The sequence below is a fragment of the Salmonella sp. 2020_1395 genome (genome assembly GCF_043848115.1).
GTDB classification, from domain to species: Bacteria; Pseudomonadota; Gammaproteobacteria; order Enterobacterales; family Enterobacteriaceae; genus Salmonella; species Salmonella enterica.
On the sequence record NZ_JBCMFH010000006.1, the window covers coordinates 98,889 to 120,624 of the forward strand.

Annotated in this window: 20 protein-coding genes; 13 read left to right on the top strand and 7 right to left on the bottom strand. The window is 46.9% G+C overall.

Annotated elements, in window-relative coordinates:
* Positions 1-403 precede the first annotated feature (403 nt).
* From rfaQ to ACH0WD_RS11565, 10 genes are all read left to right on the top strand, one after another.
* Entirely contained in the window at positions 404-1,474 is a 1,071-nt protein-coding gene (gene rfaQ / locus ACH0WD_RS11520; protein ID WP_001526672.1) for a lipopolysaccharide core heptosyltransferase RfaQ, read from the top strand.
* Complete coding sequence (locus ACH0WD_RS11525; protein WP_001261584.1) at positions 1,471-2,595, top strand: glycosyltransferase family 4 protein; 1,125 nt, start codon at positions 1,471-1,473, stop codon at positions 2,593-2,595. The genes rfaQ and ACH0WD_RS11525 overlap by 4 nt, the downstream gene beginning before the upstream one ends.
* Entirely contained in the window at positions 2,588-3,385 is a 798-nt protein-coding gene (gene rfaP / locus ACH0WD_RS11530) for a lipopolysaccharide core heptose(I) kinase RfaP (protein ID WP_000229814.1), read from the top strand. The genes ACH0WD_RS11525 and rfaP overlap by 8 nt, the downstream gene beginning before the upstream one ends.
* Before the next feature lie 55 nt (positions 3,386-3,440).
* Positions 3,441-3,635, top strand: a complete 195-nt coding sequence (locus ACH0WD_RS11535) for a hypothetical protein (RefSeq protein ID WP_001747758.1) — start codon at positions 3,441-3,443, stop codon at positions 3,633-3,635.
* Positions 3,636-3,718: 83 nt separating this feature from the next.
* Positions 3,719-4,798, top strand: a complete 1,080-nt coding sequence (gene waaB, locus ACH0WD_RS11540; protein ID WP_000683986.1) for a lipopolysaccharide 1,6-galactosyltransferase — start codon at positions 3,719-3,721, stop codon at positions 4,796-4,798.
* A 5-nt stretch (positions 4,799-4,803) separates the two neighbouring features.
* Positions 4,804-5,817 (top strand): lipopolysaccharide 3-alpha-galactosyltransferase, encoded by a 1,014-nt coding sequence (gene waaO / locus ACH0WD_RS11545; RefSeq protein WP_000088492.1) that lies wholly within the window; start codon positions 4,804-4,806, stop codon positions 5,815-5,817.
* A gap of 17 nt (positions 5,818-5,834) precedes the next feature.
* Complete coding sequence (gene rfaJ / locus ACH0WD_RS11550; protein WP_000376867.1) at positions 5,835-6,845, top strand: lipopolysaccharide 1,2-glucosyltransferase RfaJ; 1,011 nt, start codon at positions 5,835-5,837, stop codon at positions 6,843-6,845.
* A gap of 22 nt (positions 6,846-6,867) precedes the next feature.
* Positions 6,868-7,566 carry a lipopolysaccharide core heptose(II) kinase RfaY gene (gene rfaY / locus ACH0WD_RS11555; RefSeq protein WP_000582809.1) on the top strand — a complete coding sequence of 233 codons (699 nt, stop codon included), beginning with the start codon at positions 6,868-6,870 and terminating at the stop codon, positions 7,564-7,566.
* 149 nt (positions 7,567-7,715) lie between these two features.
* The gene (gene waaZ / locus ACH0WD_RS11560; RefSeq protein WP_172480757.1) at positions 7,716-8,525 is read left to right on the top strand and encodes a 3-deoxy-D-manno-oct-2-ulosonate III transferase WaaZ; all 810 of its coding nucleotides are present in this window, start codon (positions 7,716-7,718) and stop codon (positions 8,523-8,525) included.
* A 99-nt stretch (positions 8,526-8,624) separates the two neighbouring features.
* Positions 8,625-9,770 carry a lipopolysaccharide N-acetylglucosaminyltransferase gene (locus tag ACH0WD_RS11565; RefSeq protein ID WP_000591833.1) on the top strand — a complete coding sequence of 382 codons (1,146 nt, stop codon included), beginning with the start codon at positions 8,625-8,627 and terminating at the stop codon, positions 9,768-9,770.
* Between the two features lie 55 nt (positions 9,771-9,825).
* On the opposite strand, the gene rfaL is transcribed toward ACH0WD_RS11565, so the two are convergent.
* From rfaL to rfaD, 4 genes are read right to left on the bottom strand one after another with little or no spacing between them, the layout of a single operon-like run.
* Entirely contained in the window at positions 9,826-11,040 is a 1,215-nt protein-coding gene (rfaL, locus tag ACH0WD_RS11570; protein WP_000958462.1) for an O-antigen ligase RfaL, read from the bottom strand.
* A 39-nt stretch (positions 11,041-11,079) separates the two neighbouring features.
* A complete protein-coding gene (rfaC, locus tag ACH0WD_RS11575; RefSeq protein WP_001264617.1) occupies positions 11,080-12,033 on the bottom strand; it encodes a lipopolysaccharide heptosyltransferase RfaC in 954 nt (317 codons plus the stop codon).
* A complete protein-coding gene (gene rfaF / locus ACH0WD_RS11580; RefSeq protein ID WP_000699196.1) occupies positions 12,033-13,079 on the bottom strand; it encodes an ADP-heptose--LPS heptosyltransferase RfaF in 1,047 nt (348 codons plus the stop codon). The genes rfaC and rfaF overlap by 1 nt, the downstream gene beginning before the upstream one ends.
* A 2-nt stretch (positions 13,080-13,081) precedes the next feature.
* Positions 13,082-14,014, bottom strand: a complete 933-nt coding sequence (rfaD, locus tag ACH0WD_RS11585) for an ADP-glyceromanno-heptose 6-epimerase (RefSeq protein ID WP_000587771.1) — start codon at positions 14,012-14,014, stop codon at positions 13,082-13,084.
* A 202-nt stretch (positions 14,015-14,216) separates the two neighbouring features.
* On the opposite strand from rfaD, the gene kbl reads away from it, so the two are divergent.
* The 3 genes from kbl (at position 14,217) to ACH0WD_RS11600 (ending at position 17,788) form a co-directional block, all read left to right on the top strand.
* Positions 14,217-15,413 carry a glycine C-acetyltransferase gene (gene kbl, locus ACH0WD_RS11590; protein WP_001213790.1) on the top strand — a complete coding sequence of 399 codons (1,197 nt, stop codon included), beginning with the start codon at positions 14,217-14,219 and terminating at the stop codon, positions 15,411-15,413.
* 9 nt (positions 15,414-15,422) lie between these two features.
* The gene (gene tdh, locus ACH0WD_RS11595) at positions 15,423-16,448 is read left to right on the top strand and encodes an L-threonine 3-dehydrogenase (protein WP_000645990.1); all 1,026 of its coding nucleotides are present in this window, start codon (positions 15,423-15,425) and stop codon (positions 16,446-16,448) included.
* Between the two features lie 305 nt (positions 16,449-16,753).
* Entirely contained in the window at positions 16,754-17,788 is a 1,035-nt protein-coding gene (locus ACH0WD_RS11600; RefSeq protein WP_000798198.1) for a glycosyltransferase, read from the top strand.
* On the opposite strand, the gene ACH0WD_RS11605 is transcribed toward ACH0WD_RS11600, so the two are convergent.
* The 3 genes from ACH0WD_RS11605 to gpmM are packed head-to-tail and all read right to left on the bottom strand — an operon-like array spanning position 17,775 to position 21,578.
* Positions 17,775-18,737, bottom strand: coding sequence for a divergent polysaccharide deacetylase family protein (locus tag ACH0WD_RS11605; protein ID WP_001135521.1), 963 nt, complete (start codon positions 18,735-18,737; stop codon positions 17,775-17,777). The genes ACH0WD_RS11600 and ACH0WD_RS11605 overlap by 14 nt on opposite strands.
* A 3-nt stretch (positions 18,738-18,740) precedes the next feature.
* The gene (gene envC, locus ACH0WD_RS11610; protein ID WP_058814511.1) at positions 18,741-20,000 is read right to left on the bottom strand and encodes a murein hydrolase activator EnvC; all 1,260 of its coding nucleotides are present in this window, start codon (positions 19,998-20,000) and stop codon (positions 18,741-18,743) included.
* Positions 20,001-20,033: 33 nt separating this feature from the next.
* A complete protein-coding gene (gpmM, locus tag ACH0WD_RS11615) occupies positions 20,034-21,578 on the bottom strand; it encodes a 2,3-bisphosphoglycerate-independent phosphoglycerate mutase (protein ID WP_000116576.1) in 1,545 nt (514 codons plus the stop codon).
* Positions 21,579-21,736: the final 158 nt, after the last annotated feature.

The following is a 21,736-nucleotide window of genomic DNA, read 5'->3' on the forward strand; positions in this document are numbered from 1 at the left end:
ATAGCTGACTTATGGATGTGCTGGGGATTCTATGTATTTAGCCTGGGCTTTACCATTACTTTTCCCATTTTTGCGCCAAATTGGCTCAGAAGCGAGGATTCCAGGCGCTGAACCCCATTATTTTTGCATTTTTACGCAATCCATTGAAATTTGCCGCCCTTGTCGCCCCAGACAATGGGAATGACCATTCACAAGAGAGGGATAAATTAATATCTCTTTGAATTTATGATTAAAAAAATGATTGTGTATAAAAATTATTCGTATCGGATTGCTGCGAAAGAAGTGTTACACTAGCGCATCTAAAATGAGTGCGGTATTAGCCATCGGGTTGCTGTGAAGCCTGGGGCGGTAGCGTGCTTTTTTCTGCTTATTTATCCGGACAATTTCAACCAAAGAGTCGCTTGTGGAAAAGCCATTTCGAAGAATTCTGATTATAAAAATGCGTTTTCATGGAGACATGTTACTTACCACTCCTGTCATCAGCACGCTGAAGCAGAATTATCCCGATGCAAAAATCGATGTGCTTCTTTACCAGAACACCATACCGATATTGTCGGAAAATCCGGAGATTAATGCACTCTACGGCATCAGTAACAAAGGCGCAGGAACAAAAGAGAAGATCAAAAACGCGCTATCGTTAATCAAAAAATTGCGTGCTAACTCGTATGATCTGGTCGTCAATCTCACCGATCAGTGGAGCGTGGCGCTTATTGTGCGTTTTTTAAACGCAAAAATAAAAATCTCGCAGGATTTCGGTAATCGTCAGTCTGCTTTATGGAAAAAAAGCTTTACGCATTTAGTACCTTATGCGGGAGAACATGCTGTTGAGCGCACATTATCCGCGCTAAAGCCGTTAGCGCTAAAACAGTATGTCACGGAAACCACCATGAGCTATCGCCCGGAACATTGGGAAAACATGCGACAACAGCTCAAACAACTTGGTGTGACCCGACAATATGTTGTTATTCAGCCTACGGCACGGCAGCTATTTAAGTGCTGGGATAATGATAAATTCTCGCAGGTTATTGATGCCGTGCAGCGCCGCGGTTATCAAGTTGTACTGACGTCAGGCCCGGCCGCAGACGAGATGGCCTGCGTGGATGCTATTGCACGCGGCTGTGAGACAAAACCGGTTACTGGTCTGGCGGGTAAAACTCGCTTTCCTGAATTGGGCGCGTTGATTGACCATGCGGATCTCTTTATCGGCGTTGATTCGGCCCCTGGTCATATTGCCGCAGCAGTCAAAACGCCGGTCATTTGCCTTTTCGGCGCGACGGATCATGTGTTCTGGCGTCCCTGGACCGACGACATCATTCAGTTTTGGGCAGGCAATTATCAGCCGATGCCTGAACGGCATGAGCTTGATCGTAATAAAAAATACCTTTCTGTGATTCCGGCTGAAGATGTTATCGCCGCGACGGAAAAAATGCTGCCGCATGAGGCACGCACCATAGATTTGGACAGCCTGCTATGAGAGTTGCCTTTTGCTTATATAAATATTTTCCTTTTGGCGGTCTGCAGCGTGATTTTATGCGCATTGCCCAAACCGTGGCGGCGCGAGGTCATCAGGTTCGTGTTTATACTCAGTCATGGGAAGGGGAATGCCCGGATAACTTTGAATTAATCCGCGTGCCGGTTAAATCCCGGACGAACCACGGTCGTAACGCAGAATATTATGCCTGGGTGCAACACCATTTGCGCGACCACCCTGTCGATCGGGTGGTTGGATTCAATAAGATGCCGGGCCTTGATGTGTATTACGCCGCAGACGTGTGTTATGCCGAAAAAGTCGCCCAGGAAAAAGGATTTTTCTATCGCCTGACATCACGCTATCGGCATTATGCTGCTTTTGAACGCGCCACGTTTGAACACGGCAAGCAGACACAACTATTAATGCTGACGAATAAGCAGATTGCTGACTTCCAAAAACATTATCAGACTGAAGCGGAGCGTTTCCATATTCTTCCTCCGGGGATTTACCCGGACAGAAAATATAGCCAACAGATCCCGAACAGTCGTCAAATTTATCGTCAGAAAAATGGTATCTCAGAACAGCAAAAATTACTGTTGCAAGTAGGGTCTGACTTTACCCGTAAAGGTGTGGATCGCTCTATTGAAGCGCTGGCATCGCTACCCGAATCTTTACGGCAAAATACGGTGCTCTATGTTGTCGGGCAGGATAAGCCGAAGAGGTTTGCAGCACTGGCTGAAAGAAGCGGCGTCGGCACGAATGTGCATTTTTTCTCCGGACGTAATGATATCGCGGAGTTAATGGCGGCAGCCGACCTTTTACTGCATCCAGCCTATCAGGAAGCTGCAGGTATTGTTTTGCTGGAAGCCATTACTGCTGGTTTGCCGGTGCTGACAACCGCGGTGTGCGGTTATGCACATTATATTGTGGATGCAAACTGTGGCGAAGCGATGACTGAACCATTCCGCCAGGATGCGCTAAATGAGGTTTTACTCAAAGCGCTGACACAGCCTTCCTTACGCAACGCCTGGGCTGAAAATGCGCGGTATTATGCTGATACCCAGGATTTATACAGCTTACCGGAGAAGGCCGCAGATATTATTACAGGTGATTTAAATGGTTGAGCTGAAAGCGCCGTTAACCTCACTATGGCGCGGTAAAGATGCTTTTGAGGAAGTAAAAACGTTACAGGGCGAAGTGTTCAGAGAGCTGGAGACGCGTCGAACATTGCGGTTTGAGCTGGACGGTAAAAGCTACTTCCTGAAGTGGCATAAAGGTACTTCGCTGAAAGAAATTGTGAAGAACCTGATTTCGTTACGTATGCCTGTTCTGGGCGCTGACAGAGAATGGCACGCCATTCATCGTCTACATGAGCTGGGCGTTGATACGATGCACGGCGTTGGTTTTGGTGAAAAAGGCGTAAACCCGCTAACCAGAACATCATTTATTATCACCGAAGATTTAACGCCCACCATTAGCCTTGAAGACTACTGTGCTGACTGGGCTGTTAATCCACCGGACGCGCAGGTGAAGTGGATGATCATTAAGCGTGTTGCGACTATGGTACGTAAAATGCACGCCGGGGGAATTAATCATCGCGACTGTTATATTTGCCACTTTCTTCTGCATTTACCTTTCACTGGTCGCGAAGAGGATTTAAAAATCTCCGTAATCGACCTGCATCGCGCGCAGATACGTCAGCACGTTCCCCTTCGCTGGCGTGACAAAGATTTAATTGGGCTTTATTTTTCTTCAATGAATATTGGCCTGACTCAGCGAGATATATTCCGGTTTATGCGTGAGTATTTCTCTCTCCCCCTACGAGAGATTTTGCAAAAAGAATCGGGGTTGATTCATCAGGCGGATGTTAAAGCCGCTCGAATTAAAGAAAGGACAATAAGAAAAAATCTGTAATTATAATAATTATGCACTCAGTGAGTAATTTATGAGTGAGACAAGGATAGACAGAATGTCTGACATTAAAAGTTATATTTCAAACCAAAAAAACATAATTCAACATGATGATTTTTTTGGAAGAAGACTGGACATTGCTCTTTGCTTTGATCATGGTTTTATAATGGCAGCAGGTGTGGCAATATATTCCATTATCGAAAATAATAAAGATATTGACTACGCCTTAAAGCAAAAGAGAGATGTCAGGTAAAAATTACTCTATAGGGTTATATTACTATTTTTGCTATTTAATATCTAAAGTCTTTAGATTAAGGTTTTAACTCTGGGGTATATATGAAAATAGCTTTTATTGGCGAAGCGGTATCCGGTTTTGGAGGGATGGAAACCGTTATTAGCAACGTTATCCATACGTTTGAAAATAGCTCTCCGAAAATCAACTGTGAAATGTTTTTCTTTTGTCGTAATGACAAAATGGATAAAGCATGGCTAAAAGAGATTAAATATGCGCAATCATTCTCAAATATAAAATTAAGTTTTCTTCGTCGAGCTAAGCATGTTTATAATTTTAGTCAATGGTTGAAAGAAACGTCACCAGATATTGTGATATGTATTGATGTCATCTCATGTCTTTATGCCAATAAAGCACGAAAGAAAAGTGGTAAACAGTTTACTATTTTCTCGTGGCCGCATTTTTCGCTCGACCATAAAAAACATGCAGAATGTATAACGTACGCGGATTATCATCTGGCCATCAGTAGTGGTATTAAAGAACAGATGATGGCACGGGGTATCTCAGCGCAAAATATTAGCGTCGTTTATAATCCTGTCTCTATTAAAACAATCATTGTGCCGCCGCCTGAGCGCGATAAACCCGCTGTATTTCTCTATGTAGGGCGTCTTAAATTTGAAGGACAGAAAAGAGTTAAAGATTTATTTGATGGCTTAGCTCGTACGACAGGGGAATGGCAGCTACATATTATTGGTGATGGCTCAGATTTTGAAAAGTGCCAGGCCTATAGTCGGGAGCTTGGTATTGAGCAGCGTGTGATCTGGTATGGTTGGCAAAGCACGCCGTGGCAAGTCGTACAGCAAAAAATAAAAAATGTCACCGCGTTACTACTTACCTCTGCATTTGAGGGATTTCCTATGACCCTGCTGGAAGCAATGTCATATGGAATTCCGTGTATTAGTTCTGATTGTATGTCTGGTCCGCGCGATATGATTAAACCCGGCTTGAATGGTGAGCTTTACACCCCGGGGGCTATAGATGATTTTGTAGGGCATCTTAATCGCGTTATTTCTGGTGAAATAAAATATCAGCATGATATTATTCCCGGCACGATTGAGAGATTTTACGATGTGCTATATTTTAAAAATTTTAATAATGCGATATTCTCGAAATTACAAAAGTGATCACTATGAGCAGAAAATATTTTGAAGAAGAAGTCATTCAACAGACTTTAGATTATAACTATGCACAACATAGTGATGCTAATAAATTTAATATAGCTTATGGGATTGATAAAAACTTTCTTTTTGGCTGTGGTGTCTCTATTGCATCGGTTCTCCTTGCTAACCCAGAGAAGGCGTTAGCTTTCCATGTTTTTACCGATTTCTTTGACTCTGAAGACCAGCAGCGATTTGAGGCATTAGCAAAACAGTACGCTACGCAGATTGTTGTTTACCTAATCGACTGTGAGCGCTTAAAATCGCTACCCAGTACCAAAAACTGGACCTATGCAACATACTTTAGATTCATTATCGCCGATTATTTTTCAGATAAAACAGATAGAGTACTTTATCTGGATGCAGATATTGCATGTAAGGGGAGTATTCAGGAACTTATTGATCTTAATTTCGCTGAAAATGAGATTGCTGCTGTCGTTGCTGAAGGCGAGTTGGAATGGTGGACTAAGCGCTCGGTTAGCCTGGCAACGCCTGGGCTGGTTTCTGGCTATTTTAATGCCGGTTTTATTTTAATTAACATACCTCTTTGGACCGCAGAAAATATCTCTAAGAAAGCGATTGAAATGCTAAAAGATCCGGAGGTAGTACAGCGCATAACGCACCTTGATCAGGATGTATTAAATATATTGTTAGTGAATAAAGCGCGTTTTGTTGATAAAAAATTTAATACACAATTTAGTCTTAACTATGAATTAAAAGATTCAGTTATTAATCCAGTCGATGCTGAGACTGTATTTGTTCATTATATCGGACCAACGAAGCCCTGGCATAGTTGGGGGGCTTACCCTGTGTCACAATATTTTTTACAGGCTAAGAGCAACTCACCATGGTCTCATTGTGCACTTTTAAATCCAGTGACTAGCCATCAGTTACGTTATGCGGCAAAGCATATGTTTAATCAGAAGCATTATACTTCGGGTGTAAATTATTATATAGCCTACTTTAAACGTAAACTTCTTGAATAAAACCCATAGGTGATGTAATGGATTCATTTCCTGAGATAGAAATAGCTGAATATAAAGTTTTTGATGAAAGTAATAATAATGATGATAACGTATTAAACATTTCTTATGGCGTTGATGAAAACTATCTTGATGGTGTGGGGGTATCAATCGCTTCAGTTGTATTAAACAATAATATCCCGCTCGCTTTTCACATTATTTGTGATTCATACTCCCCGTGTTTTGTAAAATATATAGAGCGTTTAGCCGTACAGCATCACATAAAAATTTCTCTTTATCTTATTAAAGTAGAAAGCCTTGAGGTATTGCCTCAAACTAAAGTATGGTCGAGAGCAATGTATTTTCGTTTATTTGCTTTCGATTATCTCAGCAAGAAGGTAAACACCTTACTTTATTTGGATGCCGATGTTGTATGCAAAGGATCTTTGCAAGATCTTCTACAGCTTGATCTGACAGAGAAGATTGCTGCGGTCGTAAAAGATGTTGATTCCATCCAGAATAAGGTAAATGAGAGATTAAGCGCTTTTAATTTACAAGGTGGTTATTTTAACTCCGGCGTGGTTTTTGTTAACCTGAAATTATGGCAAGAGAATGCCTTAACCAAAAAGGCATTTTTACTTTTGGCAGGTAAAGAGGCTGACTCTTTTAAATATCCCGATCAGGATGTTTTGAATATTCTCCTACAGGATAAAGTCATTTTTCTACCGCGACCGTATAATACCATTTATACTATTAAAAGTGAGTTGAAAGATAAGTCACATAAAAAATATAGCAATATAATTAATGATAATACTATTTTAATTCATTATACGGGTGCTACAAAACCATGGCATGCCTGGGCAAATTATCCTTCAGTTATCTATTATAAAAATGCACGACTTAACTCGCCCTGGAAGGATTTTCCCGCAAAAGATGCGCGTACCATAGTCGAATTTAAGAAGCGATATAAACATCTTCTCGTGCAGGGTCATTATTTTAAAGGCCTTATGGCTGGAAGCGCATATCTTTATCGTAAACTTTTCCACAAATAATTCCCCTCCCCAAATCTCCATTATGATTATTGAAAAAAAGATTAAAAACTATACCGTCTTTGTCAAAAAAGACGGTGAAAAATACATTGAGATATTCAAAGATTTTCTATCTTATAATCATCAGGTTATTAAAGTCTTTCGTAATATAGAAGATACAAAAGTTGTATTGATTAATACAGACTACGGAAAATATATTCTCAAAGTATTTAGTCCAAAAGTAAAAAATACTGAACGCTTTTTCAAATCGTTAGTAAAAGGAGATTACTACGAAAAGCTTTTTCATCAGACAGATCGTGTGCGGCGTGAAGGGTTTGCGGCGCTTAATGATTTTTACCTGCTGGCGGAAATTAAAACATTACGCTATGTAAAAACATACGTGATGATAATTGAGTATATTGAAGGTATTGAACTTGTTGATATGCCAGAAATTTCTGACGAGGTGAGAGGGAAAATCAAACAGTCGATATATTCTCTGCATCAGCATGGTATGGTTTCGGGCGATCCCCATAAAGGTAACTTTATCCTGCAAGGCAATGAGATCAGAATTATCGATTTGTCCGGAAAAAGACCTTCCAGACAACGAAAAGCAAAGGATCGTATTGATTTAGAAAGACATTATGGTATCAAAAATAATGTGAGAGATATCGGATTTTACTTATTGATTTATAAGAAAAAACTTCGAAATTTCTTGCGTCGTATTAAGGGTAAGGAAAAGCGCTGATCAATGTAGCACGTTTGGTTTAATTTAAGGGGCTGACTGACTTTTATTTGCTGCAGCGTTATGACATACTTGAGAGAATTTGAGATGTAATATTAGTTGTTGAATATAACATTTATTTATAGGTTGCATGATAAACATACGAGTTTTTTATGGGCAGCGTTTACTTCATAACTCACGCCGATGTTCTGCAACTTATTGCGAAAAGAACGGCTGAAGATTGTATTATTTTTCTTTCTGGTCCTACGTCCAGAAAGACGCCGCTGTCCTTGTTACGAATGAAAGATGTCATTGCAGTCAATGGTTCTGTTCAATATTTGCTAAACAATAACGTCAAGCCATTTTTGTACCTTCTGACGGATGTTCGCTTCCTCCATCGTCGGCGCGAAGATTTTTATAACTTTAGCCGTAACAGTCAGTTTACTATCGTCAATCTTGATGTGTACGAACAGGCTTCAGTGGATGATCAAAAATATATTGAAGAAAACTGTTTAATTATTCGCTCCTTTTATCGCCGAGAAAAAGGGGGCTTTTTAAAGAAAATTAAATTTAATATCCTCAAGCGGGTTCATAAAGCATTACTTATTTCAGTTCCTCTTTCGAAAAGAGGGCGACTGGCTGGATTTTGCAAGGATATCAGCATCGGGTATTGCTCTTGCCATACTATTGCTTATACCGCTATTCAGGTTGCCTATTCCCTCAAGTATGGCCGTATTATATGTTCTGGGCTTGACTTAACAGGAAGTTGCCCACGTTTCTATGACGAATCTACCAGCCCTATGCCATCTGAGCTTAGTAAAGATCTGTTTAAAATACTGCCATTTTTTACTTTTATGAGAAAAAATGTGAGTGATTTAAATATCTTTAATTTATCAGATGATACTGCAATTCATTACGATATTATTCCATATATTACAGCCTCGGAACTTGAGGATGAAATATATTACGATAAAATTGTCTAGATACTAGATAAATCATTATTTTGCGTTGCTTCGGCACGCATTTCTTTTTGTATAACATTTCTTTTTCTATAAAGTTAACTATTCTGGATTATAGCTATTATGATTAAAAAAATCATATTTACTGTTACTCCTATATTTTCAATTCCTCCTCGTGGCGCGGCTGCGGTAGAAACCTGGATTTACCAGGTTGCAAAACGACTATCAATACCGAGTGCTATTGCTTGTATAAAAAATGCTGGCTATCCTGAATATAATAAAATAAACGATAACTGTGATATTCATTACATTGGGTTTAGTAAAGTTTATAAGCGTCTTTTTCAGAAATGGACTCGTCTCGACCCACTACCCTATTCCCAGCGCGTCCTTAATATTAGAGATAAAGTGACTACCCAGGAAGATAGCGTCATTGTTATTCATAATAGTATGAAACTGTATCGGCAGATCAGAGAGCGCAATCCGAATGCAAAACTGGTTATGCACATGCATAACGCATTTGAACCAGAACTTCCTGATAATGATGCAAAAATTATCGTGCCCAGTCAGTTTCTTAAAGCGTTTTATGAAGAAAGATTGCCCGCCGCTGCTGTTAGTATTGTGCCTAATGGTTTTTGTGCTGAGACTTATAAAAGAAACCCACAAAATAACCTCCGTCCGCAATTAAATATTGCGGAAGATGCCACCGTTCTCTTATATGCCGGGAGAATTTCGCCTGATAAAGGCATCTTGTTGCTTTTGCAGGCGTTCAAAAAATTACGTACCTTAAGAAGTAATATTAAACTTGTCGTTGTTGGCGATCCTTATGCAAGCCGCAAGGGTGAAAAAGCAGAGTATCAAAAGAAAGTACTGGACGCCGCAAAAGAGATTGGAACGGATTGTATTATGGCTGGGGGGCAATCTCCCGACCAGATGCATAACTTCTATCATATAGCCGATCTGGTTATTGTGCCGTCTCAGGTTGAAGAAGCATTTTGCATGGTGGCTGTAGAAGCGATGGCAGCAGGAAAAGCGGTTCTTGCCAGCAAAAAAGGGGGGATTAGCGAATTTGTGTTAGATGGCATAACGGGCTATCACCTCGCAGAGCCTATGTCGAGCGACAGTATAATTAATGATATTAACCGTGCGCTTGCTGATAAGGAACGCCACCAGATTGCCGAAAAAGCAAAATCCCTGGTGTTTTCAAAATACAGTTGGGAAAATGTAGCGCAGCGTTTCGAGGAACAAATGAAAAGCTGGTTTGATAAGTGATTGAGCCCGGATGATGAAAAACGCGCTGATACCGTAATAAGTATCAGCGCGTTTTTTATCTATTTCTTAGCGCCAGTAGAAAACCAGTAATGATACCAATTTGAGCAATATCGACCTGTTCAAAATTGCCACGAACGATATAAAAACCGACGAAAGATAAAAATAGCAAGAGATGAGCATTGTAGGGGCTTATCTCTACTTTCCTGAAGGTAGAGCTGGCTGTTTCTCTGATGATAGCACCATATAAATAGACCAGGCTCGCCAGACCTAATATGCCAGCACTAAACCAGATGTACAGGATGGTATTATGCGGACCGATAGATTCTTTAAAGGTCCACGTTGGATAATCGACAACGCGTTTATTATAAACACTATCATACACATCATTACCATAGCCGTAGCCCTTGATCGGGTTTTCCTGAATTAGTATCCACGCGGTGCCCTGGGTTCCGTTAGTATAACGATATGAGCTATCTGTCTGCTGTAATTTATAAAGTAAATGTTCTGGGTCTGGTTTGTTATTATGTTGAGTGATAACCAAAGCGCCGATAATGGCTAATAAAATGGCACCAACTCCTATTAACTTCCATTGGCGGTTCAGTATTGCCCACAGAACACCTACTATGAGCACCGCCAACCATGCCCCTCGCGATAGGGTTCCCAGGATAAAGAAAAGGTAGATAGCGCTAAGCACCAAAAAAACCAACTTAATTGCATTTTTTCTAAACAGCCAAATATTCAATAATGCTGGAAATAAGAAAACCATGGAATCGGACATATGTCGATGCGCATAGCTTATGAATGGCATAATCCCTTTATTATAGTCCTCGATATATAGAATACTCTCTGCAAGGCAGCGAAGCCCTAAACTTGTTAAAAAGGAGAAAAGTACTATTTTCGCAACCGTTTCTTTTGTTTCATCTTTTAATAGTACGGGAATTAATAAAGTATATAATAAGAAACCCTCCAGTACCGTATTTTCAAATTCCTTGAAACTTTCTTTCATATCTGGCGATATGAGTATGGAATAAACAAGGATTAATGATAATACTGCTACGCTATAAAATACGCTATTTTTGAAAAGAGGGGGGAAACTTTTCGGTGAGCGTGAGACCTGATAAATCGCGGTGATAACCATAAGTATGATTATCAAATGTTTATAACGCGTAATACCATCCAGAAAATACGTGGCAACAAAAAGAAAAACCAGCGCTTTATTCCAGATCGGTTTCCATTTCTCTTTATTTAACGTTAATGATGTGGTTAGCATCTTTTCTCCACAATAGGTTTGGGATGAGACAGAGTCTCTTTAATGAATCTTTCCAAATACGCTTGTGGCATCTAAATTCGCCAGGTTCTGTTCTGGTGAGCAGCATGCCATTTGGTTCTTCCCATAACCTCCAATTAACCCAGGGTCCGTTGGGCCATATAGCGTAATATTCGGTCTGTCGAGCGCGGCGGTGAGATGGCTCAGGCCGGTATCAACCGATACGACAAATTTTGCGCCAGCCAGCACTCTGGCGACCTCCTCCAGGCTCATGCGCGGTAACACATCCACATAGTCAAAGCCTTCGGCCAGTCGTTTAGCCCGGGCCTCCTCATGAGGCGCGCCCCAGGGAAGTTTTATCCGTAATCCGGTGTTGCCCACCATACCGATAAGCTCGCGCCAGTTTGCTTCCGGCCAGTGTTTATCATCGCGGGTCGTGGCATGTAAAAACACCGCATACGGATCGCTAACCGCCTGCTGGCAATGCAGAAAATGTTTTGCGATGGCATAATCGCCCTGCGACTGCGGTTTATCGTATCCCAGGCTTTTGGCGAACAGCTCGCGCGTCCGTTCAACCGCATGTTGTTGCTTTGCGATATGGTGTTTACGGTTATAGAACAGGCTGGCCAGCGGTTCGCGGGCGGTACTCCAGTCCATACCGTGCTTTATCCCATGCGCCAGACGCGTCACCAGCGCCGCGCTTTTCACCAGCCCCTGCGCATCAATCACAGCGTCGTATTGGTATGCGCATACCGCCCGATGAAAGGCTGTGCGTTCCGCTTTAATGGGCGCGGAAAACCAGGCTTTGCGCCAACGGCGAATAGCGACGGGAATCACGCGATCGACAGCACTGTGCCAGGACGGAATTTGTGCAAACCCTTCTTCGACAACCCAATCAAATTGAATCCCCGGAATCGCCTGTTGCGCGTCGGTAAGCGCAGGCAGGGTATGTAATACGTCGCCCATCGATGATGTTTTAACGATCAAAACCCGCATTAAACGCCCTCTTCCGACAACAGCGAATGAAGCTCTTCCAGAACCCGCTGCGGCGTGATATCGATCAGGCTCTGGTGATAGCCTTGCGCCGTATCACCTTTACGCACTTTGTGATAACCCGTAATGAGACGAATCACCCGGGCCTTATGAGACAGCGGCGGCGTGAAATCCGGGCTACTTGGGCCATACAAGGCGACCAGCGGACGGTCGAGCGCCGCCGCGACGTGCATCAGCCCGGAATCGTTGGTGACGATGGCTTTACAGGCGGCTATCAGAATGACGGCCTGTTCCAGCTGGGTTTCCCCCGCCAGGTTGCGACACCATGCCTGCTGCTCGCTATTCAGCGCCGCCAGGATCTCATTTCCGGCTTCATGGTCTTTTGCCGAGCCAAACAGTACGACCTGATACCCTTCGTTAATGAGCTGTTTTGCCAGTTCGGCGTAGTGATAGTGCGGCCAACGTTTTGCCGGGCCAAATTCTGCGCCGGGGCAAAAGCCGATCAGAGGACGTTCAGAAGATAGTGAAAAGTCGCTGCACATCAACGACTTTTCACCCTCGCTAACCTGGAGCTGTGGCCAGAGTAGCGGCTGCGGCAGATCTTTCGCCGTGCGCATCACGCCCTTGTCATAGGCCAGCGCCACGTAGCGCTCCACCATCAGTGGCCAGGCGTCTTTATCAAGGACGCGCGCATCGTTCAGCAGGCCATAGCGCATTTCGCCGCGCCAGCCGGTACGGTGCGGGATATTGGCAAAGAAAGGAATCAGCGCCGATTTAAACGAATTTGGCAGCACCCAGGCGCGATCGTAGCGCTTCTCTCGCAGGCTATGGCCCAATCTGCGGCGCTCGCCGATTTCCAGCGCGCCGTGGCCCAGCGGCATGGGTATCGCCTCGTTAACTTCCGGCATACGCGATAACAACGGACGGCACCAGGCTGGCGCCATCACGTCGATTATCGCCTGGGGATAGCGCGCTTTAAGCGTGCGATAGAGACTTTGCGACATCATCATGTCGCCCACCCAGGAGGGGCCAATGACCAAAATTTTCATACTTACGCGTCGCGGTTCAGCCAGGCCATATACTCCGTGACGCCTTCGGCGACGGTCTTAAAGGGTTTGTCATAGCCCGCGTTGCGTAGATTGGTTAAATCCGCCTGCGTAAACGCCTGATAGCGACCTTTCAGCTTATCCGGGAACGGAATGTATTCAATGCTGCCTTTTTTATGGTATGCCAGCGTCGCGTCGGCGACGGCCTGGAAAGATTCCGCACGGCCTGTGCCCAGGTTAAAGATGCCGGACTTACCGCTTTCCAGGAACCACAGGTTAACGGCGGCCACATCGCCCACGTAAACGAAGTCGCGTTTGAAGTTTTCGCTGCCTTCAAACAGTTTCGGGCTTTCGCCGTTGTTTAACTGTGTATTCAGATGAAATGCCACGCTTGCCATGCTGCCTTTATGGCCTTCACGTGGTCCATAGACGTTGAAATAGCGGAAACCGACAATCTGCGAGTTCGCTTCTGGCAGGATCTGGCGCACATATTCATCAAACAGGAATTTAGAATAGCCGTAAACGTTAAGCGGTTTTTCGTATTCGCGCGATTCGATGAAATCAGACGTGCGACCGCCATAGGTGGCGGCAGAAGAGGCGTAGAGGAACGGGATTTCGCGCTCAAGACAATAGTGCAGCAGCTCTTTGGAGTATTGATAGTTATTATCCATCATATACTTGCCGTCCCACTCGGTGGTGGAAGAGCAGGCGCCTTCATGGAAAATAGCTTCGATATCGCCGAGCTCTTCTCCGGACATAATCTGGATCAGGAAATCTTCCTTATCCATATAGTCAGCAATGTTCAGATCCACCAGGTTTACAAACTTGGTGCCGTCTTTCAGGTTATCCACCACCAGAATATCGGTGATACCTTTATCATTCAGGGCCTTAACGATATTGCTGCCGATAAAGCCCGCGCCGCCGGTAACGATGATCATAACTGTAACCTTTGAATTATGGTGTCAGAGACTGTCTCAGACATGAATGCTCTTATCATAACACTATTCATCCATTCACTGATAACCCGTGAGGATACGCGTGATTTATGCTGCATTTTAAAGAAGTGATGACGCGTCATCTCGTATCAACGTATCGCTTTGGGTAATATGTGCTGAAATTTGCCCAGTCTGGAGAATCGCAATGCGTGGGGATTTTTACAAACAGTTAACCAACGATCTGGAAACCGCCCGGGCGGAAGGATTGTTTAAAGAAGAGCGCATTATTACGTCTGCGCAGCAGGCGGATATCACCGTGGCGGATGGAAGCCACGTTATTAACTTTTGCGCCAATAACTATCTCGGGCTGGCGAATCACCCTGAGCTGATTAATGCCGCAAAAGCGGGTATGGACAGCCACGGTTTCGGTATGGCGTCCGTGCGTTTTATCTGCGGCACCCAGGATAGCCACAAAGCGCTGGAGCAAAAGCTGGCAAGCTTCCTCGGCATGGAAGATGCGATTCTGTATTCCTCCTGTTTCGACGCTAACGGCGGCTTGTTTGAGACGTTGCTGGGCGCGGAAGACGCCATTATCTCCGACGCGCTGAACCACGCGTCTATCATTGACGGCGTGCGTTTGTGTAAAGCGAAGCGTTATCGCTATGCCAACAACGATATGGCTGAGCTGGAAGCGCGGCTGAAAGAGGCGCGTGAGGCCGGCGCGCGTCATGTCCTGATCGCCACCGACGGCGTGTTCTCAATGGATGGCGTCATCGCCAATCTGAAAGGCGTCTGTGATCTGGCCGATAAATACGATGCGCTGGTGATGGTTGATGATTCTCACGCGGTAGGCTTTGTCGGCGAAAACGGTCGTGGTTCCCATGAATACTGCGACGTAATGGGCCGCGTAGATATTATTACCGGTACGCTGGGCAAAGCGTTAGGCGGCGCATCCGGCGGCTATACCGCGGCGCGTAAAGAGGTCGTTGAGTGGTTGCGTCAGCGTTCCCGCCCATATCTGTTCTCCAACTCCCTGGCGCCGGCGATCGTGGCGGCTTCTATTAAAGTGTTAGAGATGGTGGAAGCGGGCGCAGAACTGCGCGATCGCTTGTGGGCGAACGCCCGGCAGTTCCGTGAGCAGATGTCTGCCGCGGGATTTACGCTGGCAGGCGCGGATCACGCCATCATCCCGGTAATGCTGGGAGATGCGGTTGTCGCGCAGAAATTTGCCCGCGAACTGCAAAAAGAGGGCATTTACGTTACCGGTTTCTTCTATCCGGTCGTACCAAAAGGTCAGGCGCGTATTCGTACCCAGATGTCTGCGGCGCATACGCCTGAGCAAATTACGCGTGCGGTAGACGCGTTCACGCGTATTGGTAAACAACTGGGCGTGATTGCCTGAGGATGTAAGATGAAAGCGTTATCCAAACTGAAAGCGGAAGAGGGCATCTGGATGACCGACGTTCCGGAACCGGAAGTCGGCCATAACGATTTGCTGATTAAAATCCGTAAAACAGCCATCTGCGGTACTGACGTTCACATCTATAACTGGGATGACTGGTCGCAAAAAACCATCCCGGTTCCGATGGTCGTGGGGCATGAATATGTTGGCGAAGTGGTCGGCATCGGTCAGGAAGTGAAAGGCTTTAAAATTGGCGATCGCGTCTCCGGCGAAGGTCATATCACCTGTGGTCATTGCCGCAACTGCCGTGGTGGTCGTACTCACCTGTGTCGCAACACCACCGGCGTGGGCGTCAACCGTCCCGGCTGCTTCGCGGAATATCTGGTCATCCCGGCGTTCAATGCGTTTAAAATCCCGGATAACATTTCTGATGATTTAGCCTCTATTTTCGACCCGTTTGGTAATGCGGTGCATACGGCGCTGTCTTTCGATCTGGTCGGCGAAGATGTACTGGTATCGGGGGCGGGGCCAATCGGCGTAATGGCCGCCGCGGTGGCGAAACATGTTGGCGCGCGTCATGTGGTGATTACTGACGTCAATGAATACCGTCTGGAGCTGGCGCGCAAAATGGGCGTCACCCGCGCGGTCAACGTCGCGAAAGAGAGCCTGAACGACGTCATGGCGGAGCTGGGAATGACCGAAGGGTTCGATGTGGGTCTGGAGATGTCCGGCGCGCCGCCGGCGTTTCGTACCATGCTGGACACCATGAATCACGGCGGTCGTATTGCGATGCTGGGGATTCCGCCATCAGATATGTCTATCGACTGGACAAAAGTCATCTTTAAGGGCTTGTTCATTAAAGGTATTTATGGTCGTGAGATGTTCGAAACGTGGTACAAAATGGCGGCGCTGATCCAGTCCGGTCTGGATCTGTCACCGATTATCACCCATCGTTTCTCTATTGATGATTTCCAGAAAGGTTTTGATGCCATGCGTTCAGGCCAGTCAGGAAAAGTTATTCTGAGCTGGGATTAATATGTATGGAGACCCGATAATTTTATCGGGTCTGATATACGTTTCATCGTAAAAGGTTGGTGTCATTCGCCAACCTTTTTTGTTAGGGAAAATCTGGAAAGCCGTAAAGAATTGTCATAGACATCAAGCATTCGTAATTGCGCTTTACTCTTATTTTACTCGCTAACGTCACGCTCTACTGTCACGCTCTACTCTGAGTTTTGTGCTTGCTTTTTACTGTAAAAATTAATTATGGCGGCTTAATAGTTTCTTAATAGAGCCACAGTATAAAGGCAGGGTAAATTAAGGTTTTTCTGGTAATCGTTATGAAAAATAGTAAAACCAAAGTGAGTATCATTGTCCCGTTATATAATGCGGGAGCGGATTTTAATGCTTGCATGGCGTCGTTAATCGCGCAAACGTGGTCGGCGCTGGAAATTATTATTGTGAATGATGGATCGACGGATCATTCCGTTGAGATAGCAAAACATTACGCGGAACATTACCCGCATGTTCGACTGCTTCATCAGGCCAATGCTGGCGCATCTGTCGCCCGTAATCTTGGCCTGCAAGCGGCGACCGGCGATTATGTCGCCTTTGTCGATGCAGATGACCTGGTCTACCCGAAGATGTATGAAACGCTGATGACCATGGCGCTTAACGATGATCTGGACGTTGCGCAGTGCAACGCGGACTGGTGCGTCCGAAAAACCGGGCACGCCTGGCAATCTATTCCGACCGATCGTCTGCGTTCCACCGGGGTATTAAGCGGACCGGATTGGTTGCGTATGGCGTTGGCCTCGCGACGCTGGACGCATGTTGTCTGGATGGGCGTTTATCGACGTGCGCTGATTATCGATAACAATATTACTTTCGTTCCCGGACTACATCATCAGGACATATTATGGTCGACGGAAGTTATGTTTAATGCCACGCGCGTACGTTATACCGAACAATCATTATATAAATATTTCCTGCATGATAATTCGGTAAGCCGTTTGCAAAGACAAGGCAATAAAAATCTTAATTATCAGCGGCATTATATTAAAATTACGCGGTTATTAGAAAAGCTCAATCGTGATTATGCCCGGCGTATTCCGATTTACCCGGAGTTTCGCCAGCAAATTACCTGGGAAGCGTTACGCGTTTGTCATGCGGTACGTAAAGAGCCTGATATTTTGACCCGCCAGCGTATGATTGCCGAAATTTTTACTTCTGGCATGTATAGACGGATGATGGCTAACGTCCGCAGCGCGAAAGCGGCTTATCAGACGCTGCTCTGGTCTTTCCGGCTGTGGCAATGGCGCGACAAAACCTTGTCGCACCGTCGTATGGCCCGTAAGGCGCTCAATCTGTCTTAGCGCTCACGTTTTTAGGCGCGGCGATTTTCCCCCAGCCTTGCCACTGGTGCTGAAACCAGACAACCACGGAACTTTGCGTAATGCTCTCGCCGATGACGCTGAAAAAGCGCGTAGCGTAGACCGGTTGCAGCGGTTTTTTCGGCTTGCACATCTTCACGCCGCGAAAGGGATTGCGCGGCGCGTCAATTTTCTGCGGCGTCACACCCGGTCGGGACGTATCTACCTGCGGTTCGTTGAGCAGGCTGCCTGGACGTACCAGGGTGATATCCGCCGGCAGGCGATAAACCATCTGTTGCAGCACGCGAACCGTTGCGGGATGCGGATGACCAATCGCGATAGCGGAACCGTTGCGACGGGCCAGTTCGATAGCGCGATTAAACTGACGGCGAATATCCGCCTCGTTTTGCGTATCGTCGAGGAACACTTTACGCTTGAGCACTTTCACACCCGTACCGGATGCCGCGCGCATCGCCTGGCTATTGCCAATCGTCATGCTGTCGAGAAAATAGAGATTGTAATGTTCCAGCGCCTGCATAACTTTTTGCATACCGAACAGGCTGGAAGTCATTGCGCTGCCCATGTGGTTATTAAGCCCAACGGCATACGGCACGTTGTTTACCGCCTCGCGGATAATGCGCTCGATCTCATCGCTGCTCATATCTGGTCGCAGCGTATCCTTCTCCAGCGGCTGTTTGCTTAACGGCGCCATCGGCAGATGGATTAACACCTCATGCCCGCTATTGTGCGCTTTAGTTGCCATTTCGCGCGCGTGCGGCGCGTTGGGCAGTACGGCGACGGAGATGTTTGGCGGCAGCGCCAGAACCTGGTTTTCCGTATGCGGGCGATAGCCAAAATCATCAATCACGATGGCGAGCTTGCCAGCGAAAACGGGATGTGCAAACGCCAGCAAAGTGGCCAGCGTGAGAATGGAGCGACGAAACTGAGGCAAAACTTATCTTCCCAACCACGGCTGTGGATTGACGGCCTGACCCTGGCGACGAATTTCGAAATAAAGCGAGGGTCTGCCCTGACCGCCGCTACTGCCCACAAGGGCGATAGGTTGTCCGGCGCGCACCTGCGCGCCTACGCTGACCAGCGCGCTCTGATTATAGCCGTAAAGGCTCATATCGCCTTTACCATGCTCCACGACCACCACCAGGCCATAGCCTTGCAGCCAGTCCGCCAGAATCACCCTGCCGTCGGCGATGGCTTTGACCTCGGTGCCTTCCGACGCGCCGATCACCATCCCCTTCCAACGTAGCTCACCCTGCAGCCGTTCGCCATAGCGATGCAATATCGGGCCGCGTACCGGCCAGTATGCCTGACCGCGAGGCGCGCCCAGACCGCCGGTGCGGGACATTAGCGAACGCTCGCTTTCCGTCGGCTTATAGGTGCTGCCTTTACGCGAGGCTTCCTGCTGCTTATCGCGTACCGCCTGCGCTTCGCGGGCTTCACGCTCCGCTCGCGCTTTGGCCGCCGCTTCCGCCCGCGCGATACTGTTGCGTAGGCGTGATTCGTTGGCGCGTAGTTCGCTTAACTGTTGCTGGCCTTGCTGAATAGACGACTCCAGTCCGGCAAGCGTTTTCTTACGTTCATTACGCGCCTGCTCCAGCTTCGCCTGCTGGGCGCGCTGTTCATACAGCAACGTTTGTTGTTGGCTTTGCTTCTCTTCCAGCTCGGCTTTTTGCGTGGCGACCTGTTCGCGAGTCTGTTTCAGTTCGGCGATAGTCTCCTGGCGCGCCTGGTTCAGATAGCCGAAGTAGGCCTGCAGGCGTTGCCCACGCTGGCTCTCTTCTCCGCTAAGAATAAGCTGAATGCCGGTGTGTTCGCCCTGGCGGAAAGCGGCGTCCAACTGCGCGGCGAGATTACGCTCCTGGCTGGCTTTTTGCTGCTCCAGTTTGGCAATTGAGGCGTTCATCTCATCAATTTGCGCATTTAACTGATCCAGAGTGCTTTGCGTTTCGCGCAACTTACGTGCTGCGGCCGAGATGGCCTCTTCCTGGGCTTTAAGTTGTGCCAGGAGGCTGGCGCGTTGTTGCTGCTGCTGGCGTACGTCGCGTTCTTTCGCGGCGATATCGGCCTGAATAGATTTGAGTTGATCACGGTCATCCGCGTGGGCGGAAAAGGCGCACAACAATACGCCAGCGCTAAGTACGCTGGCGTAGAACAAAGGCCTGACTGAAAACGTTCTTGGTTTCACGGCCTGTTGAATGGTGTTAATCGCCTTTCCCCTCATGGGGAGGGATTATTCCACGATGAACAGCGGCTTACCAGTCATCTCTTGCGGGATTTCCATCCCCATCAGCGACAGCATGGTAGGCGCAATGTCTGAAAGTTTGCCGCCTTCAACCGCCTTCACGTTTTTCTCGCCGACATAAATCAGCGGCACCGGCAGGTTGGTGTGGGCGGTATGCGCCTGACCGGTCGCCGGATCGCGCATCTGCTCCGCGTTGCCGTGGTCCGCGGTAATCAACAGTTGTCCACCAACGGACTCAACCGCTTTTGTTACCTGTTCAATGCAGTTATCCAACGCTTCCACCGCTTTGATGGCGGCTTCCATCACGCCGGTATGACCGACCATATCGCCGTTTGGATAGTTACAAATGATGGTGTCGTACTTACCGCTTTCGATCGCCGCGACCAATTTTTCAGTCAATTCTGCAGAGCTCATTTCCGGTTGCAGGTCATAAGTGGCCACTTTCGGGGAGTTGATCAGAATGCGCTCTTCACCAGCAAACGGTTCTTCTACGCCGCCGTTAAAGAAAAAGGTTACGTGCGCATATTTTTCCGTTTCGGAAATACGCAGCTGAGTTTTGTCGTTTTTCGCCATCCATTCGCCAAAGGTATTCGCCAGCGACGCTGGTGGGTAGGCAACGGCAGTTTTGATATCGGCGGCGTATTCGGTCAGCATCACGAAGTTCAGATTAACCACTTTCTTACGCGCAAAGCCGTCGAAATCAGCATTAACGAAAGCGCGGGTAATTTCGCGCGCGCGGTCAGCGCGGAAGTTCATGAAAATCAGCGTGTCGCCGTCTTCCATCGCCGCATCAGCCTGGCCCTCGGCGCGGATAACGGTCGCTTTGACAAACTCATCGTTTTCATCACGAGCGTAAGCGGCCTGCAGGCCAGCCACAGCGGTATCCGCCTGGAATTCGCCCTGGGCCAGGGTCATCAGATCATACGCTTTTTCCACGCGATCCCAACGGTTGTCGCGGTCCATAGCGTAGTAACGACCGACGATAGACGCCACGCGGCCTTTGCCCAGCGCGGCGAATTTGTCTTCGAATTTTTTCAGCGAGGCTTCAGCGCTGCGCGGCGGCGTGTCGCGACCGTCGAGGAAGGCGTGCAGATAGATTTTTTCTGCGCCGCGCTCTGCGGCCAGTTCCACCATCGCCATAATGTGATCTTCGTGGCTGTGGACACCGCCCGCGGACAGCAGACCCATAATATGAACCGCTTTACCGGCGTTTTTCGCCTGGTCTACCGCATTGGTCAGGACTGGGTTAGCAAAGAAAGTACGTTCTTTAATTTCAACGTCCAGACGCGTCAGGTCCTGATAAACGATGCGACCTGCGCCCAGGTTAACGTGGCCCACTTCGGAGTTGCCCATCTGGCGGTCAGGCAGACCCACTTCCAGACCGGATGCGTCGATCAGGGTATGCGGACGTTTTGCCCACAGAGCATCCATCACCGGGGTTTTGGCGTTTAAGATAGCGTTATCCTGCTGTTCTTCACGGTAGCCGTAGCCATCCAGAATCACCAGTACCATAGGTTTTTTAGAAACCGACATTGCGACAACCTCATACTCAATAGACAAAATAATTGCGTAATTTTACTACAGCTGAATCGATAAAATAGCCTCAGAAGATCAAAGAAAGGGATCGCGCTGGCGTGAGAAGGCAAGTAATAGCGTGATTTTTTTTCGTAGCGCCCCGCAAAAATGCATTC

What these genes read in the sequence shown, in the direction of transcription:
- waaB (WP_000683986.1), top strand. Translation starts at nt 3,719, where the DNA reads ATGAAAATAGCTTTTATTGGCGAAGCGGTATCCGGTTTTGGAGGGATG.
- ACH0WD_RS11565 (WP_000591833.1), top strand. Translation starts at nt 8,625, where the DNA reads ATGATTAAAAAAATCATATTTACTGTTACTCCTATATTTTCAATTCCT.
- rfaP (WP_000229814.1), top strand. Translation starts at nt 2,588, where the DNA reads ATGGTTGAGCTGAAAGCGCCGTTAACCTCACTATGGCGCGGTAAAGAT.
- rfaJ (WP_000376867.1), top strand. Translation starts at nt 5,835, where the DNA reads ATGGATTCATTTCCTGAGATAGAAATAGCTGAATATAAAGTTTTTGAT.
- waaZ (WP_172480757.1), top strand. Translation starts at nt 7,716, where the DNA reads ATGGGCAGCGTTTACTTCATAACTCACGCCGATGTTCTGCAACTTATT.
- ACH0WD_RS11525 (WP_001261584.1), top strand. Translation starts at nt 1,471, where the DNA reads ATGAGAGTTGCCTTTTGCTTATATAAATATTTTCCTTTTGGCGGTCTG.
- rfaD (WP_000587771.1), bottom strand. Translation starts at nt 14,014, where the DNA reads ATGATCATCGTTACCGGCGGCGCGGGCTTTATCGGCAGCAATATCGTT.
- ACH0WD_RS11535 (WP_001747758.1), top strand. Translation starts at nt 3,441, where the DNA reads ATGTCTGACATTAAAAGTTATATTTCAAACCAAAAAAACATAATTCAA.
- rfaL (WP_000958462.1), bottom strand. Translation starts at nt 11,040, where the DNA reads ATGCTAACCACATCATTAACGTTAAATAAAGAGAAATGGAAACCGATC.
- ACH0WD_RS11600 (WP_000798198.1), top strand. Translation starts at nt 16,754, where the DNA reads ATGAAAAATAGTAAAACCAAAGTGAGTATCATTGTCCCGTTATATAAT.
- gpmM (WP_000116576.1), bottom strand. Translation starts at nt 21,578, where the DNA reads ATGTCGGTTTCTAAAAAACCTATGGTACTGGTGATTCTGGATGGCTAC.
- rfaY (WP_000582809.1), top strand. Translation starts at nt 6,868, where the DNA reads ATGATTATTGAAAAAAAGATTAAAAACTATACCGTCTTTGTCAAAAAA.
- tdh (WP_000645990.1), top strand. Translation starts at nt 15,423, where the DNA reads ATGAAAGCGTTATCCAAACTGAAAGCGGAAGAGGGCATCTGGATGACC.
- waaO (WP_000088492.1), top strand. Translation starts at nt 4,804, where the DNA reads ATGAGCAGAAAATATTTTGAAGAAGAAGTCATTCAACAGACTTTAGAT.
- rfaF (WP_000699196.1), bottom strand. Translation starts at nt 13,079, where the DNA reads ATGAAAATTTTGGTCATTGGCCCCTCCTGGGTGGGCGACATGATGATG.
- rfaC (WP_001264617.1), bottom strand. Translation starts at nt 12,033, where the DNA reads ATGCGGGTTTTGATCGTTAAAACATCATCGATGGGCGACGTATTACAT.
- kbl (WP_001213790.1), top strand. Translation starts at nt 14,217, where the DNA reads ATGCGTGGGGATTTTTACAAACAGTTAACCAACGATCTGGAAACCGCC.